Source organism: Chelatococcus sp. GCM10030263 (assembly GCF_042666455.1).
Taxonomy (GTDB): domain Bacteria; phylum Pseudomonadota; class Alphaproteobacteria; order Rhizobiales; family Beijerinckiaceae; genus Chelatococcus.
On the sequence record NZ_JBHTDB010000016.1, the window covers coordinates 64,984 to 76,907 of the forward strand.

Genomic DNA, 11,924 nt, shown 5'->3' on the forward strand with positions numbered 1-11,924 from the left:
GCTTTGGCACCGATGACTGCGAGTTCGGACGCGCCATCCCTTGAAGCGGGCGCCGGCGTCCTCGTCGTCGGCGGGCGCGGCTTCGTCGGCTCGCATATCGTGCGCGCCTTGCTCGCCCGTGGCCAGCGCGTCCATGTGCTCGGGCCGGCCATGGAGCACGATCTCCTGGCCGATGTTAGCGGTGCCTTCGACGAAACCGTGGGTGGTCTCGAGGACCGCGCGCTCTTGCGCGACCTGCTGGCGCGGTTCAAGCCCGCTGCGGTCGTTTCCTGCGCCGCCTTCGGTTCGGGGCGCGAGGGCCTGATGCGCTCCGGCGAGCGTGATGCCGATCGGGCTTTCGCAATCAATGTGGACGGCTTCCGCCGGCTCATCGAGGCCGTGACGGAGGCCGGCATCCGCCGCCTCGTCTGGACCAGCTCGACCGTGGTCTACGGCCCGGCGCGCGAGTATACCGCGCCGCGCGTCGATGAGACGGCGCCGAAGCGGCCGCGCACGGTCTATGGCCTCACCAAGCACCTCGCCGAGGAGGTCGCGGGTTTCGCCGTCCGCCGGCATGGGCTGGACATCATCGGCCTGAGGCTGCCGCTCGTTCTGGGACCGGGGCTCTGGTATCAGGGCGCGGCGGCTGCGCTCGCCGATCTTCTGCGTGCCGCCGGCAGCCGCGGCGCGCATCACATCGCCTTCCACGACCGGCCGATCGACCTGATGCATGTGCGCGACGTCGCGGCGGCTTCGCTCGCCGCGCTCCAGCATGCGGGCCCCCTTGCGTCCGTCTATAATATCAATGGCTTCACGGCGTCTGTTGCCGATCTGGTGGCGGAGGTTCGGGCGCGGTCTGCGGATCTCACCGTCACCTTCGAGCGCACCGAGCCCGGCGATCTCTTTCCGCTCGTCAGCGACGCGCGCTTCCGCCGCGACACGGGCTTCGTGCCGGCCATCGACCTTTCGGCGCTGGTCGCCGACATGGCATCGGCGGGTGGCCAATGACCCAAGGAGGATCCATGACCGAGGGAAGCCCCATGGAGCGGCTGGCGCGGCTCGGGCTCACGCTGCCGGAGGCGGCCAAGCCGTCCTTCAACTATACGCCCGTCACGCTGCATCGCGGCGTCGCCTATGTCAGCGGGCAACTGCCGAAGGTCGACGGCGAGGTGCGCGTCTTCGGCAAGGTCGGGCGGGATGTGGCGCTCGATGCGGCCCGCGAGGAGGCGCGCATCTGCGTGCTGCAGGGGCTCGCCTGCCTCGCCGCGGCGCTCGGTGGCCTCGACCGGGTCGAGCGCATCCTCAAGGTCACCGGTTTCGTAGCCTCGGCCGAAGGTTTCAACGACCAGCCGAAGGTGATCGATGCGGCCTCCGACCTGCTGGTCGCCATCTTCGAGGATGCCGGGCGGCACGCCCGCTCGGCCGTCGGCGTGGCGGAGCTGCCGCGCAATGCCGCCGTCGAGATCGAATTCGTGGTGGCCTATCGGGAGTGAGGGTCGGCCCAGCGCCGAGCACAAGAAATTTCGCAAGCAAGATCCAGAGGAGGCAGAGCAATGATTGCGGGAACAATCCCCTTGGCGCCGGTGGGGCGCTTCCGCCGCGCCGCCTGCGCGGCATTCCTGGCCGTGGCGGCGCTCGCCGCTTCGGTGGGTGCCGGCCGGGCAGACGACCTTTACGGGCCGAAGGCGGCCAATCCGGTCATGGGCGGCACGCTCACCTTCGGCTCGCTCGTCGAACCGCCGGGTCTCGACCCCTATCATCAGGCCGCGGACGCGCGCATCCGCTTCACCGTGCTGATGTACCAGGGGCTCTTCTACGAATCGCCGACCGGCGAGGCGATGCCCTTGCTCGCCACCGGCTATGAACTGTCGCCGGACGGCCTCGTCTACACGATCAAGGTGAGGCAGGGCGTCAAGTTCCACACCGGCCAGACCATGACGGCCAAGGACGTCGCCTATAGCTACAACTATCTGCGCGACCCGAAGAACGGCTCGCCCGGCGCTGGCGACCTGAGCCTCATTACCGCAGTCGAGGCGCCGGACGACCAGACCGTGCGCATCACTTTGTCAAAGCCGAATGCCGCGTTGCCGATGACGCTCGGCAACAAATACGGCGGCGTGGTGCCGGCGGGCTATTTCGACACCCAGGGCGCCCAGCAGGCGATGAACCAGAAGAGCGTCGGCACCGGGCCCTTCAAGCTCTCCGAGTTCCGGCCGAACAGCAATCTCACGATGGTGCGCAACGAGGACTATTGGGAGAAGGGCGCGCCTTATCTCGATCGCATCAACATACTCTTCGTGCCGAACAGCGCGAGCCTGATCGTGGCGCTGCGCAACAAGCGCGTCGATCTCGCGCTGTTCACGCGGCCGCAGGACATCAAGCAGGTTGAGAAGGCGCCGGGCCTCGTGCTCGAGCGCTGGCCCTCGCTCAACCAGAAGGCGCTCGACCTCGGCTCCGAGCTCACGCCGCTCGGCGACGTGCGCGTGCGCCAGGCGATCGCCTTGTCGATCGACAAGGACGAGATCATGCGCGCCGCGGTCGGCGGCTACGGTCAGGTGATCGGCACCATGGTCGCAGCCATGCAGGACCGCTGGGGCGCGCCGATGGATGCCCTTTCCAACCAGAAGGTCGACATCGAGAAGGCGAAGCAGCTTCTCGCCGAGGCTGGGCACAGCAATCTCAACCTGACGCTCACCACCATCAACGGCTACGACTGGATGGATCCGGCGGCCGTGACGATGAAGCAGCAGCTCGCCAAGGCCGGCATCAATCTCAACATCCAGCGCGTCGATCTCGGCGTGTGGATCAAGAATTTTCAGACGAAGAACATGGGCTTCACCTTCAACGACTGGGCGACCCAGCCCGACCCGCATCTGCTGTTCTATCGCCACTTCCACAAGGCGCCGGAGGGAGCCGACTTCCGCAACTGGAAGAACGACAAGGCGAGCGCGCTGCTCGACCAGGGCTTTGCCGAGACCGACCCGGAGAAGCGCAAGGCGATCTATGTCGACTTCCAGAAGATCCTGGCCGAGGACGCGCCCACGGTGATGCTCTTCAGCGCCGACCACGTCACGGTGCGCAACGAGGCGGTTGAGAACTACAAGCAGCATCCGACAGGCTGGTATTACGGCCTCGTGCGGACTTACTTGAAGAAATGAAACGGTCGGTGCTGAACGTCGGAGCTGGGCGGGGCAGGGGGCGCTCTGCCGCCGATTGCAGTCATCCCGGAAGCCGCGAGAGCGGCTGTCGGGGATCCAGAACCGATGTGGGAGCCGGATTGGGCGCTGGCGTCCGTACTCCCCAAACCATCGTTTCTGGATCCCGGGCTCGGGCTATCGCCCGCCCCGGGATGACGGCGCAGCGCGGCCGAGCCAGCCTTTGTAATCTCGCTCGTTCCGGAGCACTTTGATGGGCGGCTATCTCGTCCGGCGCTTGGGCGCCTCCGTGCTCACGGCCCTCATCGCCTCCATGGCCGTCTTCCTCATCGTCCGCGCGGTGCCGGGCGACGTGGTGGCGCAGATGCTCGGCCAGACGAGCGACCCCTCCGCGGCGGCATCGCTGCGCGGCTTCTTCGGCCTCGATCAGCCGGTCTGGCTGCAATACGCCCATTGGATCGGCGCCGTGCTCAGGGGCGATCTCGGCGTGAGCTGGACGGGCGGACAGCCGGTCGCACCGGCCGTTGGCGCCGCCTTTCTGGTGACGCTCGAAATCGGCCTGCTGACGCTCGCGCTCGCGACCATCGTCGGCGTGCCGCTCGGCGTCCTTTCCGGAATCTATGAAGGACGTTGGCCGGACAACCTCATCCAGGTCTTCAACCTGCTGGGGCTCGCGGCACCCGTGTTCTGGACCGGCTTGATGCTGCTGGTCGCGGTCTCCGCGCTCTCCGGCTGGTCGCCGCCGCTGATGTATGTCTCGCCGGCCGAGTCGCTGTCGGACAATCTCGCGATGCTGGCGCTGCCCATCCTGTCGCTCGCCCTGCTGCAGGCTGCTGCCTACAGCCAGTTCGTGCGGCAGAACGTGGTGGCGGCCCTCAACGAGGACTATGTGCGCACCGCGCGGGCCAAGGGCGTGCCGGTGCGCATCCTGTTCTTCACCCATATTCTGAAGAACATCCTGATCCCGCTCATCACCTTCATGGGGCTCGTGCTCGTCCAGATCCTCGGCGGGGTGGTGATCGTCGAATCGCTCTTCGCCATTCCCGGTCTCGGGCGGCTTTTGATCACCGCCATCGAGACCCGCGATTATCCCATGCTGCAGGGGGCGCTGCTCGTCGTCGTGGTCACGGCCATGGTTGTCAATTTCGTCGTCGACCTCGCCTATAGCGTCATCGACCCGCGCGTGCGGCTCACCTGAGGAGAAGACCCGCGATGGCTCACGCCGACGCCACTGCCGCGCCGCGACGGACCGCATCCTCGAAGTGGATCGCCCAGGCGAAGCGCCAGCCGGGCCTCGTCTGCGGGCTCCTCGTTGTGGCTCTTCTGCTCCTCGTTGCCCTGACGCCGGGGCTCTTTGCGCCGCAGTCGCCCTATGCGATCAATATTGACGACGCCCTGCAGCCGCCGTCGGCCGCCCATCTCTTCGGCACGGACGACACGGGCCGGGACGTCTTTGCCCGGGTCGTCTACGGCACGCGCGTGACACTCGCCATTTGCGCCGGCGCGCTGCTCGTGTCCGCGGTCATCGGCGGCCTGGTCGGCGCCGTATCCGGCTTCTTTGGCGGCTGGCTCGATCAGGTGCTCGGCCGGCTCATCGACGTCGTGCTGAGCTTTCCGCCCATCGTGCTCGGCGTGATCATCACCGGCGTGCTCGGGCCGGCGACGGGCAATCTCGTGCTCGCGCTCGCCATCATTCATACGCCGATGTTCTTCCGCATCGCCCGGTCGGGCGCGCTGAGCGAAGCCGGCAAAGTTTATGTGGAGGCGGCGCGCTGCATCGGCGTGCCCGAGCCGGTCATCCTCAGCCGCCATATCCTGCGCAACGTGCTGCCGCTCGTGCTGATGCAATACATGGTGCTCTTTCCGCTCGTGCTGCAGATCCAGGCGGCGCTCGGCTTCCTCGGCCTCGGCGTGCAGCCGCCGATGCCGGACTGGGGCGCCATTCTGCAGCAGGGCAAGGACTCGATCTTGCTCGCGCCGTGGATCTCGCTGTTTCCCGGCCTCGCGGTGCTGATCACGGCGCTCGCCCTGATGCTCACGGGCCGAGCCCTGCAGCGCAGCGCGGGCCGGCGCTGATGTCAGGCGGCGCTGACCGACGCCAGGGTGCGCACGAGATAGTCGCGCATGAGATCGCGCGCGGTCGCGGCGTCGCGGGCGCGCAGCGCCGCGACGATCGCGGCATTGTCGCGGCAGGCCGTCTGGCGCACCATGGCGAGCGGCGTGTGATGGCCGCCGGGCCGGCCCCAGCCGGCGGCGCGGCGCGACGTCAAGATCGTCTCCACCATATGAATGATGAAGCGATTGCGGGAGGCGCGCGCGATGGCGAGATGCAGCGCGTATTTCGCCTCCTTGTAGGCGGCCCAGTTGTCGGCTTGCTCCATGGCGGCGAGCGCCGCATCGAAGGTCGCGAAATCCGTTTCGGTGGCGCGCTCGATGACGAGATCGACCAGCGCCGGCTCGAACAGGAGGCGCGCCTCGAACAGTTCTGGCAGGGAAAATTCACCGGCGGCCGGCTGCGCCTCGGGCTTCTCCGCGACGAATGTGCCGCGGCCGACCTCCCGCAGGATGAGCCCCTCGCGCATCAGCCGCGCCATGGTCTTGCGCACGGTGTTGCGCGCCACGCCATATTCGGCCGAGAGCGCACGCTCGGTGGGAAGCCGCGTGCCCGGCAGGAAGCGACCCTCGCTGATCGCCGATTTGATGCGCAGGTAGAGCGCGCGCGATTCCGCCTCCGAGCGCGCCCGGATATTCGGCGCCGGGCCGCGGCTCTCGTCCATGACGGTGCTGAGCAAGCTCGTCCGCTCCTTCAATGGCGCAGATTGCCGGATATCGATCCTGGACATCCCGCGATGGATCGCCACCATGCCGTGAAACTCCAGGGCCGCGCAAGTGAGCGGGCCCACGCTCGCGCCCAGGGTTGCCAATTGGCGCGCGAGTGCATGATATATGGTTCAATATTGGTTGGGAAAGCCTGAGCGGCGCCCGGAAGGAGATCCCATGACGGTCGACGTGCAACCGCAGCCGAGAACCGGCGCCGAAATCCTGGTCAATTGCCTGAGACGCCAGGAGGTCGACCGCGTCTTCTGCGTGCCCGGCGAAAGCTATCTCGCCGTTCTCGATGCGCTCCATGACGCGCGCGAGGCGGTCTCGCTCGTCGTCTGCCGGCAAGAGGGCGGCGTCACCAATATGGCGGAGGCCTATGGCAAGCTCACCGGCCGGCCGGGTGTCGCCTTCGTCACGCGTGGGCCGGGGGCGACCAATGCCTCGATCGGCGTGCATACGGCCTTCCAGGACTCGACGCCGATGGTGCTGTTCATCGGCCAGGTGGCGCGCGAGTTCAAAGACCGGGAAGGCTTTCAGGAGGTTGATCTTGTCGCCATGTTTCGGCCGCTCGCCAAATGGGCGGCGGAGATCACCGATCCGCGGCGCATTCCGGAATATGTGCATCGCGCCTTTCAGACGGCGATTGCCGGCCGGCCGGGCCCGGTCGTCCTCTCGCTCCCGGAAGACATGCTGAGCGAAGAGGTGGCGGAGCCGGTCGATCCCGGCCTCTGCGCCAAGCCGCTCGCCGCCGCGCCGGGCGAGCAGCAGATGCGGGACTTCGCGGCGCTGCTCGCCGGATCCGAGCGGCCGCTCGTCATCCTCGGCGGCGGTGGCTGGACCGCCCAAGCGCGCGACGACCTTCTCGCCTTCGCCGAGCGGGCGGAGGTGCCGATCAGCGCCTCGCTGCGCTGCCAGGACTATGTGCCGAACGAGCACTCGCATTATGCCGGCCATTTCAGCGTCGGCGCCGAACCGTCACTCGTGAAGAACCTGGCCGAGGCCGATCTCGTCATCGCGCTCGGTGCGCGGCTCGGCGAGATGACGACCGGCGGTTACGAGCTCCTCAAGGCGCCGCGTCCGCGACAGAAGCTCGTGCATATCTATCCCGATCCGGAAGAGCTCGGCCGCGTCTACCAGGCGGATCTGCCGATCAATGCCGGGCTCGCGCCATTCGCTGCGGCGTTGCGCCGGCTCGATCCGGGCGCGGTGCCTGCCGGCCGCGCGGCCTGGGTGGCGCGCCTCAAGCAGGATCACGAACGCTCCTACGAGCCGATCCCGACGCCAGGCCCCGTCGACCTGCCGGCGATCTTCCGGCATCTGCAGGAGGTGCTGCCGCGCGATACCATCGCCGTCAGCGGCGCCGGCAACTACACCGGCTGGGTGCATAAATATTGGCGGTTCAGCACCTTCCGCTCGCAGCTCGCCCCAACCTCAGGCGCCATGGGCTATTCGGTGCCGGCGGCGGTCGCCGCCAAGCTCACCTGTCCGGAGCGGACGGTCATCTCCTTCAATGGCGACGGCTGTTTCCTGATGAACGGCCAGGAGATGGCGACCGGCGTGCAGCACGGCGCGGCGGTCGTCTATATCGTTGCCAACAACAGCATGTACGGCACGATCCGCATGCACCAGGAGCGGGAATATCCCACCCGCATCTCCGGCACCGAACTGCGCAATCCGGATTTCCCCATGCTCGCGCGCGCCTATGGCCTCGTCGGCCTGCGCGTGGAGCGCACCGAGGATTTTCCGGCCGCGCTCGCCGAGGCGCTCGCGAGCCCGACCGGCGGGCTCATCGAGCTCGTCCTCCCACAAGAGGCGCTGTCGGTGCGCGCCAATCTCTCGAAATTCCGCCAGGCGGCGCTGGAGCGGCTGGGGAAGGGGGCTTAGCGGTTCGAGCTGAACGACCCCCACCCCCTCACCCCTCCCCACAAGGGGGAGGGGCGACAGCACCGGCGGCGCTTGGCGATGAAGCAGCAGGTGTTCGTCGGACGTTTCCAATAAGGATCTCGCTATGACCGATCAAAGCCCCCTCTGGTCGTCCTTGTCGGCGGAGGAACACGAGTTCCACTACAACCCCCAAAAGGCCTTTCCGAATTTCAAGGACTACCAGGCCGAGCGGGTCGGGCCCAACCGGACGGCGCGGACGGAGCTGAAGGCCGTGCTCGACATCCCTTACGGCGAGCATCCGCTGCGCAAGGTCGATGTCTTTCCCGCCGCGGGTGCGGAGTCGCCCGTGCATGTCTTCTTCCATGGCGGCTATTGGCGGGGGCAGGACAAGGAGAATTTCGCCTTCATCGCCGGCGCGCTGGTGCCGCTCGGTATCACCACCGTCATTGCGAATTACGAGCTCTGCCCGGGCTCGACCCTCGATGGGGTCGTCGATTCGGCGCTCGCTGCCATGGAATGGACGCACCGCCATATCGCCGAGTTCGGCGGCGATCCAAATGCCGTCACCATGTCCGGCCATTCGGCGGGCGCCCATCTAGGGGCCGAGATCATCGCGACTGACTGGAGCGCGCGCGGCATCGATCCCGCTTTCATCAAGGGGGCCGTGCTCATCAGCGGGATCTTCGATCCGACGCCGGCGATCCGCACAACCGTCAATGCCGAGCTCAACCTGAACGATGAGATCGCGCGGCGCCACAATGTCGAAGAGCGCGCGCCGGTCGTCGATTGCCCGGTCTCGATCATCGCCGGCGGGCTGGAGCCCTGGCAATGGATCGACCAGTCCTTCCGCTACTCCCATCACCTGAGGCGCCACGGGCGCGACCCGGACGTCCATGTGCTGCCGGGCCTCAACCACTTCGACATCATCACGCAATATCTCGACCGCGACACGCCGATCATGCGGGCGGTCGTCGGCCAGATTCTCAAACGCCCATGAACGAGGCCGCCATGACCCAGCGCTGGCGCATGAGCGTCTACGACCGGTCCGTGAGCGCCGAGGCTTTCGATCTGCCGCCGGGTCCATATCGCTTCATCTATGTGAGCGAAGGGCAGGCGACCGTCACGAGCGAGGCGGCGGAGCAGAGCTGCGGCGCCGATGACGGGCTTTTCGCGACGGGGCCCACCCGCATCGCCGGCGAGGGCCGGGTCTGGATCTATCAGGTCGACCCGACTGGCGCGCCGCCCAGCTTCGACCCGTCGATGATTCTCTCGCACAGCTTTGCGCCGGAGTTTGGCGGCCCATGGCTCATGCGCGCCGATCGCATCGAGTCGCCCTCAGGCGCGGCGACGCCGCGGCACGGCCATCGCGGCCCGGGCATCCGGCGGCTCCTCTACGGCCGGCTTCTCGCCGAGGTGGGCGAGGCCTGGGAGCGCATCGAAGCCGGGCAGGCGTGGTTCGAAACGGGCCGCGATCCCGTGATCGGCACCAATATCCACACCGGCAACAGCGCCTTCGTGCGGGTGATGGTGCTGCCGCTCGAGCTTCAGGGCGGCAAGAGCTCCTTCATGCCGGCCTCGCCCGAGGAAGCGGCCAAGCCGCGCGCGGTGATGAACCGGCTGTTCGGGGAATGGGTCATTCCCACGTAGAGTGTTGGAATGCAGATCCGCTTCAGCATGGCCGGGCTTGACCCGGCCGTCCTCGCGCGTAGCGCGGACAGGGGCACGTCGGCGAAATGGGGCCCCCTCCGCCAGCCTACGGCTGGCACCTCCCCCTTGAGGCAGCGTTATCTCATATGCCGATTCGCGCGGCTCTGATTCTCCCCTGAAGGGGGAGGTGGCGCCACGCAAGTGGCGCCGGAGGGGGACACGACCGCGATTTTGACCCCACCCGTCTCCGAGCTTCGCTCGGATACACCCTCCCCTCCGGGGAGGGATCGGCGCCGGTCGTTTCAAATGCGATAGCCCTGCCCTCTGGGAGTTTCGACGCTCATCGCGACAAAGGCAGCGCCGACACCTTGACCGGCGGTACCAGCAGATAGGTCATCGCATCGCCGCGACCCTTCAGGTTCAACAGCCCCTGCGGCTCGAAGTCGTAGCGATGGGCGAGCGCGTCGCGGACCGCCTCCGAGACCTGGATGCGGTCCGGCGCGCCCTGGGATTCGAGCCGGCTCGCGATATTCACGGTGTCGCCCCAGACATCGTAGATGAATTTGTGGCGGCCGATGATGCCGGCAACCACCGGGCCGGCATGAATGCCGATGCGAATGTGGAAGTCGGTATCTCCGGAGGCATTGATGCGGCTAAGCACTTCGAGGGCGCCGAGCGCGAATTCGGCGATGATCTCGACATGGTCGGACCGGGGGGAGGGCAGGCCGGCGGCCGCCATATAAGCGTCGCCGATGGTCTTGATCTTTTCGACGCCGAGCCGCAGGGCGAGATCATCAAAAGCCGAGAAGATCTCGGCCAGCTTGCCCACCAGACGGGCGGGCGTCATGGTCGCGGCCGCCGGCGTGAAGCCGACGATATCCGCGAAGAGGATGGAGACATCCTCGAAGCGATCGGCGATGATCGTCTCGCCCTCGTTGAGACGCAGCACGATCGGGTCCGGCAGGATGTTGCGCAGCAGCGCCTCGGAGCGGTCCTTCTCGATCTTGAGCTTCGTCAGATATTCCTGTTCCCGGCTGCGCCAGCGCCGGCGTTCCAGGCAGGCATTGATGCGGGCGCGCAGCAGCACGAGGTTGAAGGGCTTCGGCAGATAGTCCTCGGCGCCGGCCTCGATGCAACGGATGACGGCGTCGCTCTCGCTGAGGCCTGATATCATCACCACCGGGATCTGGTAGAGCCGCGGATCGGATTTGATCCGCCGCAGCACTTCGACGCCGTTCATGTCCGGCATGATCAGATCGAGGAGGATGAGGTCGAAGTCTTCCCGTTCCAGGATGCCGAGCGCCTCCGGACCGGATTCGGCGAGCTCGACGCAGTGGCCCTCCTGCAGCAGGCGGCGGCGCAGGAGATCGCGGTTGGCCTCGGTGTCGTCGACGACCAGAATGCGGCCGACCTCGATGCCGCGCATCTCGTCTCCATCGGAGCGGAGCGTGCGAAGGAGATCGGCGATGACGGCCTGCGCGCTGTCCTGCGCCGGACCTTCGGATGCAGCAGTGGTGCCGAGCGCGTTGATGCGTGCGATGAGGCGCCGCGCTTCGGTCAGCAGCTTTTCGAGATCGGGGCCCAAACTTTCGAGGGCCGGCCCGTCGGGCAGGTCTTCGAGCGCCAATTCGCTGTAGCCGATAATGGCATTGAGCGGGGTGCGCAGTTCGTGACGGAGCTTCGCCCCGGACCCGCCGAGCTCGATGCAGGTCTCCATGTCGAGTTCGCCGTCCCGCTCCATGAGCTGGCCGACGAGCTCGTCGAGCGCCTGCGCCGCCGTGGTTGCCTTGTCGAGATGCTCCAGCACGTCGAGAAGGTCGAGGCGGCGCGCCTCCTCCCGTAACAGATCCTGATAGTCGAGGATCGCCCGTATGGGCGTGACGAGATCCTGCTGGACGGTGACGAGCCTTGTCCATCTCTGGAAATCAGTGTTGGACATCATGCCGCCTTAACTCCGCAGCGATCGGCCGGCATGCCCGGCCGCTTGCCGATGGGTCCGTCCCCGTGGTGCGCTCGAGCCGCCGCAAGGCGGCACCCGACCGCGATGGTCTTTTAGCCGGCGTCCGCCGCGCCCTGCAGAAGACGTTCGATCTTCGCAAGAAGGCGGGGAAGCTCGATCGGTTTGGTGTCGTAGTCGTCGCAGCCGACCTCACGCGCCCGCTGCTCGTCGGAGGCCATGGCATGCGCCGTCAGTGCAATGACCGGTATGGCGCGCGTGCGCGGATCGGCTTTGATGCGCCGCGTCGCCTCCCAGCCGTCGATGATGGGCAGGCTCATGTCCATGAGCACGAGATCCGGTGCCTCGTTCGTCACCATGGCCACGCCGCTCTCCCCGTCGACCGCGAAGACCACGCTATAGCCCTGTCGCGTCAACCGCCGCGAAAGCATGTCGCGATTCATGTCGTTGTCTTCGACGAGCAGAATCTTCGTCATGGC

General features: G+C 67.0%; 11 protein-coding genes. 8 read left to right on the plus strand and 3 right to left on the minus strand.

Annotated elements, in window-relative coordinates:
* The first annotated feature begins 12 nt into the window (after positions 1-12).
* From ACFQU1_RS22690 to ACFQU1_RS22710, 5 genes are all read left to right on the plus strand, one after another.
* Positions 13-987: an NAD-dependent epimerase/dehydratase family protein gene (locus ACFQU1_RS22690; protein WP_378137029.1), complete on the plus strand. Its 975-nt coding sequence runs from the start codon at positions 13-15 to the stop codon at positions 985-987.
* Positions 988-1,001: 14 nt separating this feature from the next.
* Entirely contained in the window at positions 1,002-1,472 is a 471-nt protein-coding gene (locus tag ACFQU1_RS22695; protein WP_378137031.1) for a RidA family protein, read from the plus strand.
* A gap of 60 nt (positions 1,473-1,532) precedes the next feature.
* Complete coding sequence (locus ACFQU1_RS22700) at positions 1,533-3,137, plus strand: ABC transporter substrate-binding protein (protein ID WP_378137033.1); 1,605 nt, start codon at positions 1,533-1,535, stop codon at positions 3,135-3,137.
* A 250-nt stretch (positions 3,138-3,387) separates the two neighbouring features.
* Positions 3,388-4,332, plus strand: a complete 945-nt coding sequence (locus ACFQU1_RS22705; protein ID WP_378137035.1) for an ABC transporter permease — start codon at positions 3,388-3,390, stop codon at positions 4,330-4,332.
* Positions 4,333-4,346: 14 nt separating this feature from the next.
* Positions 4,347-5,210 carry an ABC transporter permease gene (locus ACFQU1_RS22710; RefSeq protein ID WP_378137037.1) on the plus strand — a complete coding sequence of 288 codons (864 nt, stop codon included), beginning with the start codon at positions 4,347-4,349 and terminating at the stop codon, positions 5,208-5,210.
* 2 nt (positions 5,211-5,212) lie between these two features.
* Here ACFQU1_RS22710 and ACFQU1_RS22715 read toward each other — a convergent pair whose 3' ends face one another.
* The gene (locus tag ACFQU1_RS22715; RefSeq protein WP_378137039.1) at positions 5,213-5,926 is read right to left on the minus strand and encodes a FadR/GntR family transcriptional regulator; all 714 of its coding nucleotides are present in this window, start codon (positions 5,924-5,926) and stop codon (positions 5,213-5,215) included.
* Positions 5,927-6,131: 205 nt separating this feature from the next.
* Here ACFQU1_RS22715 and ACFQU1_RS22720 point away from each other — a divergent pair, with 205 nt between their 5' ends.
* The 3 genes from ACFQU1_RS22720 (at position 6,132) to ACFQU1_RS22730 (ending at position 9,488) form a co-directional block, all read left to right on the plus strand.
* A complete protein-coding gene (locus ACFQU1_RS22720; RefSeq protein ID WP_378137041.1) occupies positions 6,132-7,841 on the plus strand; it encodes a thiamine pyrophosphate-binding protein in 1,710 nt (569 codons plus the stop codon).
* A 124-nt stretch (positions 7,842-7,965) separates the two neighbouring features.
* Complete coding sequence (locus ACFQU1_RS22725; RefSeq protein ID WP_378137043.1) at positions 7,966-8,838, plus strand: alpha/beta hydrolase; 873 nt, start codon at positions 7,966-7,968, stop codon at positions 8,836-8,838.
* 11 nt (positions 8,839-8,849) lie between these two features.
* Positions 8,850-9,488, plus strand: coding sequence for a hypothetical protein (locus tag ACFQU1_RS22730; RefSeq protein ID WP_378137045.1), 639 nt, complete (start codon positions 8,850-8,852; stop codon positions 9,486-9,488).
* A 340-nt stretch (positions 9,489-9,828) separates the two neighbouring features.
* Here ACFQU1_RS22730 and ACFQU1_RS22735 read toward each other — a convergent pair whose 3' ends face one another.
* Together ACFQU1_RS22735 and ACFQU1_RS22740 are read right to left on the minus strand one after the other, a co-directional pair.
* A complete protein-coding gene (locus ACFQU1_RS22735; RefSeq protein WP_378137047.1) occupies positions 9,829-11,430 on the minus strand; it encodes an adenylate/guanylate cyclase domain-containing protein in 1,602 nt (533 codons plus the stop codon).
* A 110-nt stretch (positions 11,431-11,540) separates the two neighbouring features.
* Entirely contained in the window at positions 11,541-11,921 is a 381-nt protein-coding gene (locus ACFQU1_RS22740) for a response regulator (protein ID WP_378137050.1), read from the minus strand.
* Positions 11,922-11,924: the final 3 nt, after the last annotated feature.

Bases quoted from the DNA above. Each gene is read 5' to 3' on its own strand.
- ACFQU1_RS22720 (WP_378137041.1), top strand. From the start codon at position 6,132: ATGACGGTCGACGTGCAACCGCAGCCGAGAACCGGCGCCGAAATCCTG.
- ACFQU1_RS22690 (WP_378137029.1), top strand. From the start codon at position 13: ATGACTGCGAGTTCGGACGCGCCATCCCTTGAAGCGGGCGCCGGCGTC.
- ACFQU1_RS22725 (WP_378137043.1), top strand. From the start codon at position 7,966: ATGACCGATCAAAGCCCCCTCTGGTCGTCCTTGTCGGCGGAGGAACAC.
- ACFQU1_RS22730 (WP_378137045.1), top strand. From the start codon at position 8,850: ATGACCCAGCGCTGGCGCATGAGCGTCTACGACCGGTCCGTGAGCGCC.
- ACFQU1_RS22700 (WP_378137033.1), top strand. From the start codon at position 1,533: ATGATTGCGGGAACAATCCCCTTGGCGCCGGTGGGGCGCTTCCGCCGC.
- ACFQU1_RS22735 (WP_378137047.1), bottom strand. From the start codon at position 11,430: ATGATGTCCAACACTGATTTCCAGAGATGGACAAGGCTCGTCACCGTC.
- ACFQU1_RS22705 (WP_378137035.1), top strand. From the start codon at position 3,388: ATGGGCGGCTATCTCGTCCGGCGCTTGGGCGCCTCCGTGCTCACGGCC.
- ACFQU1_RS22695 (WP_378137031.1), top strand. From the start codon at position 1,002: ATGACCGAGGGAAGCCCCATGGAGCGGCTGGCGCGGCTCGGGCTCACG.
- ACFQU1_RS22740 (WP_378137050.1), bottom strand. From the start codon at position 11,921: ATGACGAAGATTCTGCTCGTCGAAGACAACGACATGAATCGCGACATG.
- ACFQU1_RS22710 (WP_378137037.1), top strand. From the start codon at position 4,347: ATGGCTCACGCCGACGCCACTGCCGCGCCGCGACGGACCGCATCCTCG.